Raw genomic sequence first — 18,364 nt, forward strand, 5'->3', positions numbered from 1 at the left:
CGCTATCGCCTCCGGCGGCTCGCGTCGTTCATCTCGTCGTCCGCTCCCGCGTTGATGGAACCTTGACGGAAACCGTTGCGTCAATGGCCGTTTACCTACGGAATCCGCACCACCGAAGCGACGCAGGTCACATCGCTTTCCCAGGCCCCGACGCCTACATGTTGCAATCATCAGGACCCATCGGGCTATGACCATGCTTTCAAAGGCATCAGCAGCAATCCACCTCAGCTATCCGTTTCATCACCTCATGACGAGAACCGCAGTCGAGGCCTTGAAATTCACCAGGATTGGTCCGCACTCCGGGACGCCCGGCGAATAGGGGAGCCGGGCATGGCGGTGCCCCGCCCCCCGGGACGGGGGACGGGGCACCAGGGGGTCGCTCAGTGGTTGCGCGGGAAGCCCAGGTCCACGCCCGTCGGGGCGTCGGCCGGGTCGGGCCAGCGGGTGGTGACGACCTTGCCGCGGGTGTAGAAGTGCGTGCCGTCGTTGCCGTAGATGTGGTGGTCCCCGAAGAGGGAGTCCTTCCAGCCGCCGAAGGAGTGGTAACCGACGGGCACCGGGATCGGCACGTTCACGCCGACCATGCCCGCCTCGACCTCCAGCTGGAAGCGGCGGGCGGCGCCGCCGTCCCGGGTGAAGATCGCGGTGCCGTTGCCGAAGGGCGACGCGTTGATGAGGGCGACACCCTCCTCGTAGGTGTCCACGCGCAGCACGCACAGCACCGGGCCGAAGATCTCGTCCTTGTACGCGTCCGAGGTCACCGGCACCCTGTCGAGCAGCGAGAGGCCGATCCAGTGGCCGTCCTCGTACCCCTCGACCGTGTACCCGGTGCCGTCGAGGACGACCTCGGAGCCCTGCGCCGCCGCGCCCTTGACGTAGGACGCCACCTTGTCGCGGTGCACGGCCGTGATCAGCGGACCCATCTCGGAGGTCGGGTCGTTGCCGGGGCCGATCTTGATCTTCTCGGCGCGCTCGCGGATCTTCTCCACCAGCACGTCGCCGACCGAGCCGACCGCGACGACGGCGGAGATGGCCATGCAGCGCTCGCCGGCGGAGCCGTAGGCGGCCGACACGGCGGCGTCCGCGGCCGCGTCCAGGTCGGCGTCCGGGAGGACCAGCATGTGGTTCTTGGCGCCGCCCAGGGCCTGCACGCGCTTGCCGTTCGCGGAGGCGGTGGTGTGGATGTAGCGGGCGATCGGGGTCGAGCCGACGAAGGACACCGCCTTGACGTCCGGGTGCTCCAGGAGGCGGTCGACGGCCACCTTGTCACCGTGGACGACGTTGAAGACACCGTCGGGCAGACCGGCCTCGGCGAGCAGCTCGGCGACCTTCATGGCGGCCGACGGGTCCTTCTCCGACGGCTTCAGCACGAAGGTGTTGCCGCACGCGATGGCGATCGGGAACATCCACATCGGCACCATGGCCGGGAAGTTGAACGGCGTGATGCCCGCGACGACGCCCAGCGGCTGCCGGATCGACGCCACGTCGACCTTGGAGGCCACCTCGGTCGACAGCTCGCCCTTCAGCTGCACGGTGATCCCGCACGCCAGGTCGACGATCTCCAGACCGCGCGCCACCTCGCCGAGCGCGTCCGAGTGCACCTTGCCGTGCTCGGCGGTGATCAGCTCGGCGATCGCGTCCCGGTTCGCGTCGAGCAGCGCCCGGAACTTGAAGAGGATCGTGGACCGCTTGGCCAGCGAGGACTGGCCCCAGGTCGCGTAGGCGTCCTTGGCCGCGGCGACGGCGGCGTCCACCTCGTCGACGGTCGCGAAGGCGACCCGTGTGGTCACGGCGCCGGTCGCCGGGTCGGTGACCGGCCCGTACGTACCCGACGCACCCTCGACTGTCTTGCCACCGATCCAGTGGTTGACGGTCTTCGTCATGGCCAAAAACTCCTTCACAGATGGCGGCGTCGGGCGGCGACGTGCCGGTCGTACTCCTCACGTGCCTTGACCGCCGACGATCGGGTCGCGGTCTCGGCCACAGGTACATCCCACCAGGCTTGGGCCGGGGGCGCGCCCGACACTGTGTCTGCCGTTTCGGTCTCCACGTAGACACATGTGGGAGTGTCCGCGGCGCGCGCCTCGGCAAGGGCCGCCCGCAGGTCACGGACGGTCTTCGCGCGCAGCACCCGCATGCCGAGGCTGGCCGCGTTGGCGGCGAGATCGACGGGCAGCGGCGCCCCCGTGTACGTACGGTCCTCGGAGCGGTAGCGGTAGGCGGTGCCGTACCGCTCGGCGCCCACGGACTCGGAGAGGCCGCCGATGGAGGCGTACCCGTGGTTCTGGAGTATGAGGACCTTGATCGCGACGCCCTCCTGCACGGCGGTGACGATCTCGGTCGGCATCATCAGGTAGGTGCCGTCGCCGACCAGCGCCCACACGGGCCGGTCGGGGGCCGCCATCCGGACGCCGATCGCGGCCGGGATCTCGTAGCCCATGCACGAGTAGCCGTACTCGACGTGGTACTGGTCGCGGGACCGGGCCCGCCACAGTTTGTGCAGGTCACCGGGGAGCGAGCCGGCCGCGTTGATCAGGATGTCGTCCTCGGTGACGAGCTCGTCGAGGACGCCGAGGACCTGCGGCTGGGTGGGCCGGATGTCGATGTCCTCGGCCTCGTACGCCGCGTCGACGCGGTACTCCCAGCGCTCCTTGTCGTCCGTGTACTCGGTGGCGTACGCGGGCTCCACGCGGTGCCCGTGCAGCAGCAGCGCCTCGGTGAGCGCTTCAAGGCCGGCCCGCGCGTCCGCGATCAGCGGGATCCCCGACAGCTTGTGGCCGTCGTACGGCGCGATGTTGAGGTTCAGGAAGCGGACGTTCGAGGCGGTGAAGAGGGTGCCGGAGGCGGTGGTGAAGTCGGTGTAGCGGGTGCCGACGCCGATCACCAGGTCGGCGGTGCGGGCGAGCTCGTTCGCGGTCGCCGTGCCGGTGTGTCCGACTCCGCCGACGTCCTGCGGGTGGTCCCACTTCAGTGATCCCTTGCCCGCCTGTGTGGAGGCGACGGGGATGCGGGTGGTGGCGGCGAGTTCGGCGAGCACGTCCTCGGCGCGGCTGTGGTGGACCCCGCCGCCCGCGACGATCAGCGGGCGCCGGGCCTCGCGGATCGCCGTGACGGCGGCGGCCAGCTCGGAGGCGTCGGCCGCCGGACGGCGCACGGTCCAGATCCGCTCCTGGAAGAACTCCTCCGGCCAGTCGTACGCCTCCGCCTGCACGTCCTGCGGCAGCGCGAGCGTGACGGCGCCGGTCTCGACCGGGTCGGTGAGCACGCGCATGGCCTGCAGGGCGGCGGGGATCAGCGCCTCGGGCCGGGTGACGCGGTCGAAGTACTTCGACACCGGGCGCAGACAGTCGTTGACCGACACATCGCCCGCGTAGGGGACTTCGAGCTGCTGGAGGACCGGGTCGGCGGGGCGGGTCGCGAAGATGTCGCCGGGCAGCAGGAGCACCGGGAGGTGGTTGATCGTCGCGAGCGCGGCGCCGGTGACGAGGTTGGTGGCGCCGGGTCCGATGGAGGTGGTCACGGCGTGCGCCGACAGCCGGTTGGACTGGCGTGCGAAGCCGACCGCCGCGTGCACCATCGACTGCTCGTTACGGCCCTGGTGGTAGGGCATCTCGTCGGCGTACTCGATCAGCGCCTGGCCGAGTCCGGCGACGTTGCCGTGACCGAAAATGCCCCAGGTGGCGCCGATCAGCCGCCGCCGCTCGCCGTCCCGCTCCGTGTACTGGGCGGCCAGGAAGCGCACCAGCGCCTGTGCGACCGTCAGCCTCGTCGTTGAGGTCATCGGTATCCCTCTGTGCTCTCTAGATGTCCCGGGTGGAAGCAGATCCGCCACTCCCTCTCCTCGCCCGGTCCGGCCATCGCGTTCAGGTAGTACATGGTGTGGCCGGGCTGGGCGATGGACGGGCCGTGCCATCCGTCGGGGACGAGGACGGCATCGCCGGTGCGGACCTCGGCGAGGACGTCGGATCCGCCCTCGCGCGAAGGGAATACGCGCTGATAGCCGAATCCGTTCGGGCCGTCGATCTCGAAGTAGTAGATCTCCTCCAGCTCCGACTCGACACCGGGCCGGTGCTCGTCGTGCTTGTGCGGCGGATACGAGGACCAGTTGCCGCCGGGGGTGATGACCTCGACGGCGATGAGCTTGTCGCACTCGAAGGCGTCGGCGGAGGCGAAATTGCGCACCTGACGTGCGCAGTTGCCACTGCCTCGGTCTTCGACGGGGACCTCCGGCGCGGGGCCGTAGCGGGCGGGGAGTCGGCGCTCGCACTTCGCTCCTGCCAGGGCGAAGCGGCCTCCCGCACCGGAGGCGATCTGGGCCCGGGCGTCACGGGGCACGTACGCGAAGTCGGAGACCCCCGCGAACACGCTTTCCCTGCCCAGGATTTGGAACTCTTCGTCCTCTATGCGCACCGTACAGGCGCCACCCAGCGGAAGCACGATCCACTCGCTGTCGCCGGTGGTGAAGGTGTGGGTGCCGCCCGGTCCGAGGTCGACCACGCGCAGGCTGCTGTGGGTCCAGCCGGCGTACTTGGGGTCGATGTCGACGGCGTACAGCCCGCCGGCGGTGGCGCCCCTGGGCACGTACAGGCCGTCGCTCCGGGGCACGTCCGTCGTCGAGTGCGTCCTGGGGTCCGTCATCGGGTCCTCACAGCAGTCCTACGGCGGTGTCCACCGCGGCGGTCACGTCCCCGTCGGCCGGGTAGAGCAGCGAGCGGCCGACGACCAGGCCCTGCACGGTGGGCAGTTGGAGCGCGCCGCGCCACTTCTCGTACGCGCTCTCCTGGTCCTCCCCGACGTCTCCGCCGAGCAGTACGGCGGGCAGGGTGGAGGTCTCCATGACCCGGGCCATGTCGTCCGGGTTGTCGGTGACGGGGACCTTCAGCCAGGTGTACGCCGAACTGCCGCCCAGGCCACTGGCGATGGCGATGGACTTGATGACGGCCTCGGCGCTCAGGTCGTTGACCAGCGCGCCCCTGGGGGTGCGGCGGCTGAGGAACGGTTCGACGAAGACCGGGAGATGACGCTCCGCCATCTCGTCGATCACGCGGGCGGTGGACTCGAGGGTGTTGAGCGAGCCCGGATCGTCGTAGTCGATGCGCAGCAGCAGCTTGCCCGCGTCGAAGCCGAGCCGCTCGATGTCCTGCGGACGGTGGCCGGTGAAACGGTCGTCCAGCTCGTACGAGGCGCCCTGGAGGCCGCCGCGGTTCATCGAGCCGAGGACCACCTTGTGGTCGAGGGCGCCCAGGAGCAGCAGGTCGTCGAGGATGTCGGCGGTCGCGAGGACGCCGTCGACACCGGGGCGGGAGAGCGCGAGGCAGAGCCGTTCCAGCAGGTCCGCGCGGTTCGCCATGGCGAACTTGCGGTCGCCGACGGCGAGCGCCCCGCGGGCCGGATGGTCCGCGGCGATGATCATCAGCCGCCCGTTGTCGCCCACGAGGGGGCGGCGGGGCCGGCGCGCGGCGGCCTCGGCGACGGCTTCGGGGCGGTGGGCGCGGAGCCGGACGAGCTCCACCGTGTCCACGGTTCGCAGCGGCGGGGAGGGAGCCGGGGGCAGGACGGGGTCTCCGCCCTCGTGTCCCACGCGTCCCGCCCTCATCGGACCGCTCCCGCCATGAGCGCGTCCTCGACCTCGTCGGGGGTCGGCATCGCGGAGGAGCACTCCAGCCGGGAGGCGACGATGGCACCGGCCGCGTTGGCGTGCCGCATGATCCGCTCCAGGTCCCAGCCGGCGAGCAGGCCGTGACAGAGGGAACCGCCGAACGCGTCACCGGCGCCGAGGCCGTTGAGGACCGTCACCGGGAGCGGCGGGACCTCGGCCGACGTGCCGTCGCGGTGGACGGCGAGGACGCCCTTGGGGCCCTGTTTGACGACGGCGAGTTCGACGCCCGCCTCGAGGAGGGCCTCGGCCGCCGCGTGCGGTTCGCGGACGCCGGTGGCGATCTCGACCTCGTCGAGGTTGCCGACGGCGACGGTGGTGTGGCGCAGGGCCTCGGCGTAGAAGACCCGGGCGGAGTCCTCGGGGGTGTTCCCGGCCGTGCTCTTCCAGAACATGGGCCGCCAGTCGAGGTCGAAGACCGTCGTGGCGGACTTGGCGCGGTGGGCGAGCGCGGCGAGCGTCGCCGTCCGGCTGGGCTCCTCGCTCAGGCCGGTCCCGGTCACCCAGAAGATGCGCGCCTCACGGACGGCGTCCAGGTCGAGGTCGTGCGCGTCGATCTCCAGGTCCGGGGCCTTGGGCTGCCGGTAGAAGTACAGCGGGAAGTCGTCGGGCGGGAAGATCTCGCAGAACGTCACCGGGGTGGGCAGCCCGGCGACCGGGGTGACCCAGCGGTCGTCCACGCCGAAGCCGCGCAGCGCCTCGTGGAGGTACGCGCCGAAGGGGTCGTCACCGGTGCGCGTGATCACCGCCGTACGCCGTCCGAGCCGGGACGCGGCCACCGCGACGTTCGTCGCCGAGCCACCCAGGAACTTCCCGAAGGACGTCACCTGCGCCAGCGGGACCCCCGTCTGCAACGGGTAGAGGTCCACACCGATCCGCCCCATGGTGATCAGGTCGTACGCCATCGACTTCCCTTCGCTTCGGCTCCCCCAAGGTCTAGCGCCGCGCGGGGAGCCCTGTCAACAGTTTGTCCGGACATTCGGACCAGGCCTTGACACCTCCCTCGTGCCGCCCGAAGCTGACGCCCATGACGTCGTTGTCGCCGCAGGCATCACCTCAGTCCTCACTGTCCCGCATCCGGATCGGTTCGGCTCCGGACTCCTGGGGCGTCTGGTTCCCCGACGACCCTCAGCAGGTCCCCTGGCAGCGCTTCCTCGACGAGGTCTCCCAGTCCGGGTACGAGTGGATCGAGCTGGGCCCCTACGGTTATCTGCCCACGGATCCGGCGGTGCTCAAGGAGGAGACCGCGCGGCGCGGGCTCACCGTGTCGGCCGGCACCGTCTTCACCGGGCTGCACCGGGGACCCGAGGTGTGGGACGCCACCTGGGCGCACGTCTCGGACATCGCCGCGCTCACCCAGGCGACGGGCGCCGAGCACCTCGTCGTCATCCCGGCGTTCTGGCGGGACGACAAGACGGGCGAGGTGCTGGAGAGCAGCGCGCTGACGCCGACGCAGTGGCGCAATCTGACCGCTCAGACCGAGCGGCTCGCCCATGAGGTGCGGGAGCGCTACGGGCTGAAGATCGTCGTCCACCCGCACGCGGACACGCACATCGACAGCGAGGAGAACGTCACGCGTTTCCTCGACGCGACCGACTCCTCACTGGTGTCGCTGTGCCTGGACACCGGCCACTACGCGTACTGCGGCGGCGACAGCGTCAAGCTCATCGAGACCTACGGGGAGCGCATCGGCTACCTCCACCTCAAGCAGGTGGATCCGCTGGTCCTGGCCGAGGTGCGGGCGAACGAGGTGCCGTTCGGGCCCGCCGTGGCCAAGGGTGTGATGTGCGAACCGCCGTCCGGTGTACCGGCACTGGAGCCCGTCCTCGCCGCCGCCCAGAAGCTCGACGTCGAACTCTTCGCCATCGTCGAGCAGGACATGTACCCGTGCCCGCCGGACAAGCCGCTGCCGATCGCCCAGCGCACCCGGGCGTTCCTGAGGTCCTGCGGAGCCTGACCGTTCGAGGTGACCGCTTCACAGTGTCCCGCGGAGCCTGACCCTCCGCGGGGAGCCGTGGGGCCCGCCGAGAGCCCGGGGCTCGGCGGGCCTTCCGGCGTCGCCGGCCGCGTTGCACCATGGGAGTTCCCCGGGTGCGGGCGGCGGCGGGAGGGCCGATGGTGACGCGAATCGTCTCGCGGGCGGGGCACGGTCCCGGCGGTGCCTGGGAGACGGCCCTCGCACGGCCGCATCCACGACTGGGGCCCGGAGTGATCAGCTATCGCGGGATCCGGCTCGCGCTCGACCGGCCGCGGCGCAGGCTGGAGGCGCCGATCGGCGCGGCGACCCTGTTGCTGGGCTTCGAACAGCCCCTGCGCATCTCACGCGTGGGCCGTCCCCCCGTCACCCTCAGGTCGGTGTTCTCGGGACCGACCACCACCGCGGCCGTCGGCGAACACGACGGACGGCTGGCGGGCATCGAGGTGCTGCTCGCCCCCTGGGCCGCGTTCACGCTCTTCGGCACACCGCAGTACGAACTCGCCGACCGGACCCTGGATCCCGACGAGCTCCCGCATGGACTGGGCTCGCGGGACGCGGGCCCGGGCGGGCGCCGGCTGCGGAGCGTCGGTGAACTCTCCGCCGCGCTGGCCGCGTTGCCGGGATGGCCGGAACGCTTCGAACTGCTGGACGACGTCCTCGTGCGCTGGCACTCGGCGGGGACGCCCGGTTCGACACGGGTGGTGCGGGCGTGGGCGCAACTGCAACGGACTTGGGGCGCGATGCCGGTGGCCCGGCTCGCCGAGGACGTCGGCTGGAGCGTACGGCAGTTGGAGAATCGTTTCCGGGAGCAGATCGGGCTGGGCCCCAAGGCGGCGGCCCGGGTGCTGCGCCTGGAACGGGCCCGGCGGCTGCTCGCCGCGGGACGCTCACAGGCGGAGACGGCGGCGGCCTGCGGGTTCTACGACCAGGCCCACCTCAGCGGCGAGTTCCGGGCGATGACGGGGTGCACACCGCGGGAGTTCACGGCGGCCCGCGGAGCTCAGCCGGTTCCACCGCCCGGCCCGCCGGGGGCCGATCGGATGGCCGGGGAGGCGACCAGCCTGGTGCTCTCCCCCGACCGGAGCGATCGAAGTGACCGGGGTGCGATTTTTTCCAAGACCGGTGGGCTCCGTTGATTGCAGGCTGAACTTCCGGCGGCTGATCCGACGGGGGGACGCGGACGGCTTCCGAGGGGGATGCGGGGAGCTGGTGGGCCGGACCTGGAGTGGGTCCGACCCACCGCTCACGTACGCACGACGCACCCGGCCCGCCACCCGCCCCCGCCGCGCACACGTCTCGACGGTCCCCTCGGCTCTACGGTCCCCTCGGCGCGAATGCGTCACGCGTGTCACAAAAACCACCGCCCTGTCACACATGTCGCGTGTACGCAGGTCTTGTGTCACACCCGGCCAACAGGCCCTGCCCTGCGGTCACTCTGTGTCGTTCAACGAGCGCAGGCTTTGTGATCGCCAGCGCAGCGCCCGGCTCCCCCGACGGCCACCCCCCGGCCGCCGCCGCGACGCGCGCAGGGAGGTGCCACTCATGACCGACCGTAGGCTCTGGTCGTACAAGGAGATCGCGGCGCACATCAAGGTGCAGCCGGACACCGTGCGGTCGTACCGCAAGCACGGACTGCTGCCGCCGCCCGACCACGTGGAGAGCGGGAAGCCCTACTGGTACGCGGACACCGTCCGCGCCTGGGTCGCCTCCCGCCCCGGTAACCGCGGACGAAGAGACTGACCACGGGCCCCGGGCCCCGCCCCGCTCGCCACACGCACTCACGGTGCCCTCGCGCTCTGCCCCGCCCCTCGCCCGGGTGCGGGGCACAGCCCCTGTCCGGGTTCAGCTCCACGGTTCGATGACCGTCACGCCCGCCCCCGGCGCCGTCCCCATCGCCGCCAGGGCCGCGGGGACCGCGTCCAGCGGGATGGTGGAGGTGACCAGGAGGTCGGGGCGGAGCACCCCGGCGCGGACCAGTTCGAGCATGCGGGGGTAGGCGTGTGCCTGCATGCCGTGGCTGCCCAGGAGTTCGAGTTCGAGGCCGATCACCCGGGCCATCGGAACCGCGGGGTCCTCGGGAAGCAGACCGACCTGGACGTGGCGCCCCCGGCGGCGCAGGCCGTTCACCGAGGCCGCGCAGGTGACCGGGGAGCCGAGCGCGTCGAGGGAGAGATGGGCACCGCCGCCGGTCAGCTCCCGGACCGCCGCCGCCGTGTCCCCGACCCGCGAGGCGTCCACGACCTCCACCGCGCCGAACTTCCGTGCCAGGTCCAGGGCCTGGGGTGAGAGGTCCACGGCCACGACCCGCGCCCCGGCCGCCGCCGCGATCATCACTGCCGACAGTCCCACGCCTCCGCAGCCGTGCACCGCGACCCACTCCCCCGCCGCCACCCGGCCCTGCGCGACCACCGCGCGGAACGCCGTGGCGAACCGGCAGCCCAGCGACGCCGCCGTCGCGAAGGACAGCTCGTCCGGCACCGCCACCAGGTTCACCTCGGCGTGGTCGAGTGCCACGTACTGGGCGAAGGAACCCCAGTGGGTGAACCCCGGCTGGGTCTGCCGCTCGCACACCTGCTGGTCACCCGCCGCGCAGGAGGGACACGTCCCGCAGGCGCAGACGAACGGGACGGTGACCCGGTCGCCGGGGCGCCAGCCGGTCACCCGCGCACCGACCGCCTCGACGGTCCCCGCGAGTTCGTGGCCCGGCACATGCGGCAGCGTGATGTCCGGGTCGTGCCCCATCCAGCCGTGCCAGTCGCTGCGGCACAGCCCGGTGGCCTCGACCCGCACCACCACCCCGTGCTCCGCGGGCACCGGGTCCGCCACCTCGCGCACCTCGGCCGGCTCCTCGTACCGCTCGAACACCACTGCCCGCATCCGTCTCGCCCCTCCGCCCGAAGATCACCCTTCCGGAGCGAACGCTATCCGCGCGCCTCGACCTTGTCCCGCTCCCGGTCGCCCTCCCTGCCGCCCTCCTTGCCGTGCTCCCGGCCGTCCGCCTGCCGGGGGCCGTCCGGCTCCGCCTCGCCCTCGCTCAGTCCGAACCGGTCGTGGAAGCGCCGCAGCGGCCCCGGTGCCCACCAGGTCGCGCGGCCCGTGAGGCGCATGACCGCCGGGACCAGCAGGCTGCGGACGACCATCGCGTCCATCAGCACGGCGAGCGCGATGCCCAGGCCGAGCATCTTGGTGTTGGTCACGCGTGAGGTGCCGATCGCGACCATCACCACGGCGAGGATGACCGCGGCCGCGGTGATCAGTCCGCCGGTGCGCTGGAGGCCGAAGCGGACCGCCTCCCGGTGGTCGCCCGTGTGGTCGTACTCCTCCTTTATCCGGGAGAGCAGGAAGACTCCGTAATCCATGGAGAGGCCGAAGGCGACGCAGAACATGAGGACGGGGAGCGTCGTCTCTATCGATCCCGGGCTGGTGAAGCCGAGCAGGCCCGACAGATGGCCGTCCTGGAAGACCCAGACCACCGCGCCGAACATCGCCGTCAGGCTGAGCGCGTTGAGCAGCACCGCCTGGATCGGGATCAGCACGCTGCCGGTGAGGAGGAAGACCAGGAGCAGGGTGACGATCGCTATGAAGGCCGCGGCCCAGGGGAGCCGGTCGGCTATGGCGTGCTTGGAGTCGACCAGGACCGCCGCCGTGCCGGTCACCGCCGTGCCGAACGGGGCCTGTGTCGAACGCAGTTCGCGCACCAGCCGCTGGGCTCCGTCGCCGACGGCCTCCCCCTTCGGCAGCACCGTGAAGTAGGCCGAGTCGCCCTGCGCCAGGGGCCCGTCCACCCGCAGCACCTCGGGCAGCGCGGCGATCCGGTCCTTGTAGGCCGTGTACTGGGCCTCGGTCGCCGGGCCCTCCGCGAGCACCTCCAGGGCACCACCGGGGCTGCCCGGGAAGCCGTCGCGTATGTGTTGCTGGACGACGTGGGACTCGGCGCCCGAGGGCAGCTGGCGATCGTCCGCGGTGCCGAACTTCACGCCCAGGAAGGGCAGTCCGAGCACGATCAGCCCGACGGTGGTGGCGACGGCGAAGACCGGCGCCCTGCGCATGACGAGTGCGGCCATACGTCCCCAGGCGGCCCCGTCCGCGCTCGCCGCCGGCCTTCCGCGCCGGAACAGGCGGCGCAGATCCAGCGAGTTCACCCGGTGGCCGAGCAGCACCAGCGCCGCCGGGAGCAGGACCAGGGCGGCGGCCGCGGCCAGCAGCACCACGGCGATGCCCGCGTAGGCGAAGGAGCGCAGGAAGTACTGCGGGAAGAGCAGCATCGCGGCCAGGGAGACAGCGACCGTGAGGGAGGAGAAGAGGACCGTGCGGCCCGCGGTGCGCAGGGTCGTGGCGATGGCCCCGATGACGTCTTCCCTGCTCGAACGCGCTGGAGAACTCGGGGAAGGCGCGGCGCCCCTGGCCAGTTCCTCGCGGAACCTGCGGACGATGAACAGGGCGTAGTCGATGGCGAGGCCGAGTCCCAGGGCCGTGGTGAGGTTCATCGCGAAGACCGAGACGTCGGTGAACTCGGTGAGGCCGCGCAGTACCGCGTTCGTGCCCAGGATCGCGACGATGCCCACGCCGAGCGGCAGCAGGGCGGCGATCGCGCTGCCGAAGACCATCACCAGCAGCACGAGGGTCACCGGCAGGGCGATCATCTCGGCCCGGGTCAGGTCCTCACGGATGGTCGTCTGCATCTCGTGCTGCACCGCGACCGGGCCGCCGACCCTGATCTCGACCGGCCCGTGCGTCCCTCGGTAGGAGGGCGCCAGGCGGTCCAGGGTCTCGCTCGCCGTCTTCTCGTCGCCCGTGATCCGCGCGGCGATCAGCGCCTCGTGGCCGTCCTTCGCCTTCAGCGCCGGTGCGCCCGACGCCCAGTACGAACCGACCCCCGTGACGCCCCGCTCGCCGGCGAGCCGCGCCGTGAGCCGCTTCGCCTCGGCCGCGACCGAGGGAGCGTCGACCGTGGCACGCCCCGAGTCGACCAGGAGCAGCAGATTGGGCTGCGAGGCGGGGAACTCCCGCTCCAGCGCCTTGGTCGCGTACGTCGACTCGGCGGTCGGGTCCTGCCAGCCGCCGCTGCCCAGCCGGTCGGCGACCCCACTGCCGGCGACCACGGCGAGCGCGGTGAGCAGCAGCGCGACGAACAGGGAGAGTCGGGGGCGCGCGGTCACGAACCGGGTCCAGCCACCGGCCCGGACACCGCGACCGGTTCGCGGGCCACCGCTCACCCGTCGACTACCGCTCACCGGTTGGCCGTCGCTCACCCGTTGGCCGTCGCCCGCCCGTCGGCCGCGACCCGCCCGCGGACCGCTCTTCCCCGGCGGGCTTCCGCTCTCCGGCGGGCCTCCGCCCACCTGCGGCTCGTCGCCCGCGCTCGCGTCGACGCTCGCGCCCCTCCCGCGCCCCGCGCCGCTCCCGTGGCCGTCATCCGCGCTGTTGACTTCGGTCATCGTGCGGTGTCCCCTTCACCGTGACCCCCTGTCCGCGCGGCGTCCGTCCGACCATCCGGTCGTGTGCGCAGGCGGCAGGGGTCGACCATTGCCATAGAATGGCAAACACGAGAGATCGCTCGCGTTTCACTAGAATGCGAGCGACCGCTCGTGTTTGTCAATCACGTTCGGAGAGCTGGGGATAACTCGTGCCCGACAAGCCCGAGACGCAGCGGACCGCCGACGCGCAGACCGTCGACAGACACCCCGTCGACGCACAGACCGCCGACGCGCAGACCGCCGATGAGCGGCCCCGCCGACGGCAGGCCCGCGGTGAGCGCCGGATCGCCCAGCTGCTGGAGGCCGCCGCCTCCGTCTTCTGCACCACCGGGTACACCGCCGCCAGCACCAACGCCATCGCCCGCGAGGCGGGCGTCTCACCGGGCACGCTGTACCAGTTCTTCCCGAACAAGGAGGCCATCGCGATCGAGCTGGGCGACCGGCTCATGCACGAGATGCGCGACACGTACGGCGAGGCACTGGCCCCGGTCGACCCCACGACCCCGCTGGAGGAGGCCGTGGGCGCCGCGGTCGACCGGTTCATCGCCTTCAACTGCGATCACCCCGTGTTCTTCGCGCTGATGCACGGCCCCGACATCCCGGGCCGGATCGCCGAGGAGCACGACGCCCTGCACGCGACCCTGATCTCGCGGATAGAGGGGCTGCTCTCCTCCCTCATGTCCGACGCACCCGCCACCGAGGTCACGCGCGTCGCGCACGTGTGCCTGGGCATCTACAAGGCCGGCCTGGAGCTGGTCCTCTCGAACCAGGGAGCCGAGCGCGAGGCGTACATCCGAGAGTTGAAGGACGTCCTGCTCCGCTACCTGGAGCCGTTGGTCCGCGACAGGACACTCACCCCGGCGGACCTCACCGCCGGCCCCGGCGAGTTCACGGCCCCGACCTCCTGAGCGCGCACGGCCCAACCCCCTGACCGCGTACGGCGACCCGGCCGTCGAACGCGGCCACTCGCACCGCGATCGTGGCGGAGTACCCCATACTGCGACATAGCGGACATTTGCCATAAGGTTCGGATAAATCAGACCGAGCCCAAGGGGCAAGCCGTGACCCAGAATCAGCCGCCCGGTGCGCCCCGGGCCCGCATTCCCGGACCCCAGCAGCCCCCGCCGTCGTACCCCCAGATCCGCACCGGACTGTGGCGACGCTGCCTGGGCGGCGGGCTCGCGCTCTGGACGCTGACGGCGATCGTCACGTACACGACGGGGAACACCACGCTGCTGCCCACCCTGATCCTGCTCGGCAGCTTCCTGGCCCCCGTCGTCTTCACGCTCTGGGCCTACGAGCGCCACGGCCGCGACCTCGGCGTGCAGGTGATCCTCGGCTGCTTCCTGGCCGGCGGGACCCTCGGGGTGCTGGGCGCGTCGGTGACGGAGAACCACCTGCTCCACCCCTCGCTGTCGAGGTGCGTCGGCGTCGGACTGGTCGAGGAGGCGGCGAAGCTGACCGCGCTGGCGTTCGTCCTGCGCCGCCACCCCCGACTCCGGGGACTGCGGGCCGGCCTCGTGCTCGGCGCGAGCGTCGGCCTCGGCTTCGCGGCGATGGAGAGCGCGGGGTACGCGTTCAACACCGCCCTCTCCCTCAAGGGACTGGATCTGCGCGCACTGCTGGAGACGGAGATCCTGCGCGGGCCGCTCACCCCCTTCGGGCACGGCCTGTGGACGGCGATCGCGGGAGCGGCGCTGCTCACATACCGCCATCCGCACGGACGCTTCCAGTACGTCGGCCCGGTGTCGGGCACCTATGTCGGCGTGTCGCTGTTGCACGCCCTGTGGGACTCGACACACGGCATCGCGCTCTGGCTGGTCGCGCGGCTGACCACGACGGGGCTCGACCGGACGCTGTTCGGACTGGGGTACCTGCAGGGGCCCACCGACGAGCAGAAACATCTCTTCACGCTGTTCTCGGTGGGTGGCCTGATCATCGTCGCGCTCGCGGGGGTCGGCTGGGTGCGTTCGCTGACACGCCGCGACTTTGCTTGGAGAAATACCCCCTAGGGGTATAGTGTTGGTCACCTGAGCAAGCCACCCGAACCCCACACGCCTCGACGAGGAGTACGCCATGACCACGCAGACCGACACCCCGGGTTCCGTCACGACCGTCTACCAGGTGAGCGGAATGAGCTGCGGGCACTGTGAGGGCTCCGTCTCCGGCGAGATCTCCGAGATCTCCGGGGTCACCTCGGTCAAGGCCGTCGCCGCCACCGGCGAGGTGACCGTGGTCTCCGCGGCGCCGCTCGACGAGGAGGCCGTGCGCGCCGCCGTCGACGAGGCGGGCTTCGAGCTCGCCGGCAAGGCCTGAGTCACCGGCCTCGCACTCAGCAGTCGCTCCCCCGCGCCTTCCAGTTCCCCGTATCACGCGCATCACCCGCATCACCCGTTCGCCCCGCACCACCCAGCACTTCACGCAGCTCTCCACACCGGGCCGTACCGACCAGCTGATACTGGCTCCGTACGGCCCGGCTCATTCCCTGGAGCCCGACCATGACCACCGCAGCACCCGAGCCGGCCATAGCCGAGACGGCCCAGACCACCGCGACCACCCCGATCACCGCGCCGGCCGCGCCGTCGGAGGTGGAGCTCACCATCGGCGGAATGACCTGCGCCTCCTGCGCGGCCCGCGTCGAGAAGAAGCTCAACCGCATGGACGGCGTCACCGCCACGGTCAACTTCGCGACGGAGAAGGCGAAGGTCTCGTACCCGGTGGGGGTACAGGTCGCCGACCTCATCGCCACCGTCGTGAAGACGGGATACACGGCCGAGGAACCCCCGCCGCCGCGCCTCGAAACGCCGGAACGGGCCGCCGACGCCGTCGGCGCCGACGAGGACCCCGAACTCGCCTCCCTGCGCGAACGGCTCGTCGTATCGGCCCTGCTCGCCCTTCCCGTCGTCCTGATGTCGATGGTCCCGGCACTGCAGTTCGACAACTGGCAGTGGCTCTCGCTGACCCTCGCCGCGCCCGTCGTGGTCTGGGGCGCGCTGCCCTTCCACCGGGCCGCGTTCACCAACGCGCGGCACGGCGCGGCCACCATGGACACCCTCGTCTCGGTCGGCACGCTCGCCGCGTTCGGCTGGTCCCTGTGGGCGCTGTTCTGGGGGCACGCGGGCATGCCGGGCATGCGGCACGGGTTCGACCTCACCGTCTCGCGCACGGAGGGGTCGTCGACGATCTATCTGGAAGTCGCCGCGGGTGTCGTCGCCTTCATCCTGCTGGGCCGCTACCTGGAGGCCCGCTCCAAGCGGCGGGCCGGAGCCGCGCTGCGGGCGCTGATGGAGCTGGGGGCCAAGGACGTCGCGGTGCTACGGGACGGCCGTGAGGTCCGTATCCCGGTCGCGCGGATGGCGACGGGCGACCGCTTCGTCGTGCGGCCCGGCGAGAAGATCGCCACCGACGGGACGGTGGTGGAGGGTTCCTCCGCCGTCGACGCCGCCATGCTGACCGGCGAGTCGGCGCCGGTGGACGTGACGGTGGGTTCCGGCGTCACCGGCGCGACCGTGAACGCCGGCGGACGGCTCGTCGTCGAGGCGACCCGGGTCGGCGCCGACACCCAACTCGCGCGGATGGCCCGACTCGTCGAGGACGCGCAGAACGGCAAGGCCGAGGTGCAGCGCCTCGCCGACCGGATCTCCGGGATCTTCGTGCCGGTGGTGCTGGTGATCGCGCTCGTCACCTTCGGGGTGTGGCTCGGTGTCACCGGCGACACGGTCGCCGCCTTCACCGCGGCCGTCGCGGTGCTGATCATCGCCTGCCCCTGCGCCCTCGGCCTCGCGACGCCGACCGCCCTGATGGTCGGCACGGGCCGCGGCGCCCAACTCGGCATCCTCATCAAGGGCCCCGAGGTCCTGGAATCCACGCGCCGCGTCGACACGGTCGTCCTGGACAAGACCGGCACGGTGACGACGGGACGGATGACACTGCGGGAGGTGTACGTCGTCGCCGACACCGACGAGAAGGAGGTCCTGCGGCTCGCAGGCGCCCTGGAGCACGCCTCCGAGCATCCGGTGGCCCGGGCGATCGCCGCGGGCGCTCAGGAGCGGACTGGCGACCTTCCTCCGGTGGAGCACTTCGAGAACGTCCCCGGCCTCGGCGTACGCGGACGCGTGGAGGGTCACGACATCCAGGTGGGACGGCTCCACGAAGGCGAACTCCCGGAGGCGCTGGCCCGCGCCAAGGCCGAGGCACAGACGGAGGGACGTACGGCCGTCGTGGTCACCCGGGACGGGGTGGCACTCGGTGTCGTGACCGTCGCCGACGCGATCAAGGAGACCAGCGCCGAGGCGGTGCGCGCACTGCGCGGCCTGGGGCTCACACCGGTCCTGCTCACCGGGGACAACCAGGCGGTCGCCCGGTCCGTGGCGCGTGCCGTCGGCATCGACCCCGGGGATGTGATCGCCGAGGTGCTGCCCGAGGACAAGGTCGCCGTCGTCAAGCGCCTCCAGAGCGAGGGGCGGACCGTGGCGATGGTCGGCGACGGGGTGAACGACGCGGCGGCCCTCGCCACCGCCGACCTCGGCCTCGCGATGGGGACGGGCACGGACGCGGCGATCGAGGCGAGCGACCTGACGCTGGTCCGGGGGGATCTGCGGGTGGCGGCGGACGCGATCCGGCTGTCCCGCAAGACCCTGTCCACGATCAAGGGGAACCTGGTGTGGGCGTTCGGATACAACGTGGCGGCGCTGCCGCTCGCCGCGGCCGGACTCCTCAACCCGATGATCGCGGGGGCCGCGATGGCCTTCTCGTCGGTGTTCGTGGTGACAAACAGCCTTCGACTCAGGACATTCTCATGACGACGGAGTAAGAGTCCCCCTAGAGTCGAACGGGAGCCTCACATAAGCTCTTCACAAGGCTCGCGCATCTTCCTTACGCTTGGGTCTCGATTTGCCATATCAGTCTCTTGCGTATCTTCAGGACATACGCAAGAGACGCAGATCACAGTGATGCGAACGTAACCATCGAAGGGGTTCGTGAGTCTAAGTTGGCGATGCCGGAGACGTCTTGGGGGGCGTCTCTGACATCTGGGGATGTCTTGGGGGACGTTCCCGGAACTGCGTTGCCGGGGCACGTGCAGCGGGGAGCTTTGAGCGGCCCTCCCGTCGGTACGGGTCCCGGCAGACCGCACCCCAGCAGTACATCAGCACCGCAGTAGTACAGAGAGTTTTGCTCGTTTTGCTCACGGCCGGTCCGGTCAGCCCGGCCGGCCGGGAGCAACGCGTCAGCACGCTCGCAGCGATTCAGGCG

General features: G+C 71.3%; 14 protein-coding genes. 7 read left to right on the top strand and 7 right to left on the bottom strand.

What is annotated here, in order from left to right:
- Positions 1 to 380: 380 nt before the first annotated feature.
- From mmsA to iolC, 5 genes are read right to left on the bottom strand one after another with little or no spacing between them, the layout of a single operon-like run.
- Positions 381 to 1,883 carry a CoA-acylating methylmalonate-semialdehyde dehydrogenase gene (gene mmsA / locus FNV62_RS20245; RefSeq protein WP_097284800.1) on the bottom strand — a complete coding sequence of 501 codons (1,503 nt, stop codon included), beginning with the start codon at positions 1,881 to 1,883 and terminating at the stop codon, positions 381 to 383.
- Between the two features lie 14 nt (positions 1,884 to 1,897).
- Complete coding sequence (gene iolD / locus FNV62_RS20250) at positions 1,898 to 3,781, bottom strand: 3D-(3,5/4)-trihydroxycyclohexane-1,2-dione acylhydrolase (decyclizing) (protein ID WP_054231831.1); 1,884 nt, start codon at positions 3,779 to 3,781, stop codon at positions 1,898 to 1,900.
- Entirely contained in the window at positions 3,778 to 4,638 is an 861-nt protein-coding gene (gene iolB / locus FNV62_RS20255; protein WP_144315480.1) for a 5-deoxy-glucuronate isomerase, read from the bottom strand. The genes iolD and iolB overlap by 4 nt, the downstream gene beginning before the upstream one ends.
- A 7-nt stretch (positions 4,639 to 4,645) precedes the next feature.
- Complete coding sequence (locus tag FNV62_RS20260; RefSeq protein ID WP_413083864.1) at positions 4,646 to 5,596, bottom strand: deoxyribose-phosphate aldolase; 951 nt, start codon at positions 5,594 to 5,596, stop codon at positions 4,646 to 4,648.
- The gene (iolC, locus tag FNV62_RS20265; RefSeq protein WP_143601697.1) at positions 5,593 to 6,561 is read right to left on the bottom strand and encodes a 5-dehydro-2-deoxygluconokinase; all 969 of its coding nucleotides are present in this window, start codon (positions 6,559 to 6,561) and stop codon (positions 5,593 to 5,595) included. Before iolC ends, FNV62_RS20260 begins: the two co-directional genes overlap by 4 nt.
- Before the next feature lie 122 nt (positions 6,562 to 6,683).
- On the opposite strand from iolC, the gene FNV62_RS20270 reads away from it, so the two are divergent.
- From FNV62_RS20270 to FNV62_RS20280, 3 genes are all read left to right on the top strand, one after another.
- On the top strand, positions 6,684 to 7,613 hold the full coding sequence (locus FNV62_RS20270) for a sugar phosphate isomerase/epimerase family protein (protein WP_143601698.1): 930 nt from the start codon (positions 6,684 to 6,686) through the stop codon (positions 7,611 to 7,613).
- 158 nt (positions 7,614 to 7,771) lie between these two features.
- The gene (locus FNV62_RS20275) at positions 7,772 to 8,770 is read left to right on the top strand and encodes a helix-turn-helix domain-containing protein (protein ID WP_144315481.1); all 999 of its coding nucleotides are present in this window, start codon (positions 7,772 to 7,774) and stop codon (positions 8,768 to 8,770) included.
- A 406-nt stretch (positions 8,771 to 9,176) separates the two neighbouring features.
- Positions 9,177 to 9,374, top strand: a complete 198-nt coding sequence (locus tag FNV62_RS20280) for a helix-turn-helix transcriptional regulator (protein WP_054231835.1) — start codon at positions 9,177 to 9,179, stop codon at positions 9,372 to 9,374.
- A gap of 102 nt (positions 9,375 to 9,476) precedes the next feature.
- On the opposite strand, the gene FNV62_RS20285 is transcribed toward FNV62_RS20280, so the two are convergent.
- Positions 9,477 to 10,511, bottom strand: coding sequence for a zinc-dependent alcohol dehydrogenase family protein (locus FNV62_RS20285; RefSeq protein WP_097225829.1), 1,035 nt, complete (start codon positions 10,509 to 10,511; stop codon positions 9,477 to 9,479).
- Positions 10,512 to 10,555: 44 nt separating this feature from the next.
- The gene (locus FNV62_RS20290; RefSeq protein ID WP_205523156.1) at positions 10,556 to 12,793 is read right to left on the bottom strand and encodes an MMPL family transporter; all 2,238 of its coding nucleotides are present in this window, start codon (positions 12,791 to 12,793) and stop codon (positions 10,556 to 10,558) included.
- Between the two features lie 602 nt (positions 12,794 to 13,395).
- Between FNV62_RS20290 and FNV62_RS20295 the strand changes: the two genes are divergently transcribed.
- From FNV62_RS20295 to FNV62_RS20310, 4 genes are all read left to right on the top strand, one after another.
- Complete coding sequence (locus FNV62_RS20295; RefSeq protein WP_225900851.1) at positions 13,396 to 14,019, top strand: TetR/AcrR family transcriptional regulator; 624 nt, start codon at positions 13,396 to 13,398, stop codon at positions 14,017 to 14,019.
- A gap of 153 nt (positions 14,020 to 14,172) precedes the next feature.
- The gene (locus FNV62_RS20300; RefSeq protein ID WP_144315482.1) at positions 14,173 to 15,123 is read left to right on the top strand and encodes a PrsW family intramembrane metalloprotease; all 951 of its coding nucleotides are present in this window, start codon (positions 14,173 to 14,175) and stop codon (positions 15,121 to 15,123) included.
- A 64-nt stretch (positions 15,124 to 15,187) separates the two neighbouring features.
- Positions 15,188 to 15,427, top strand: coding sequence for a heavy-metal-associated domain-containing protein (locus tag FNV62_RS20305; RefSeq protein WP_143601700.1), 240 nt, complete (start codon positions 15,188 to 15,190; stop codon positions 15,425 to 15,427).
- Positions 15,428 to 15,609: 182 nt separating this feature from the next.
- Positions 15,610 to 17,913 (top strand): heavy metal translocating P-type ATPase, encoded by a 2,304-nt coding sequence (locus FNV62_RS20310; RefSeq protein ID WP_144315483.1) that lies wholly within the window; start codon positions 15,610 to 15,612, stop codon positions 17,911 to 17,913.
- Positions 17,914 to 18,364 lie beyond the last annotated feature (451 nt).

Origin of the sequence: Streptomyces sp. RLB3-17, from assembly GCF_007113425.2 — a bacterium.
GTDB lineage: Bacteria > Actinomycetota > Actinomycetes > Streptomycetales > Streptomycetaceae > Streptomyces > Streptomyces mirabilis_D.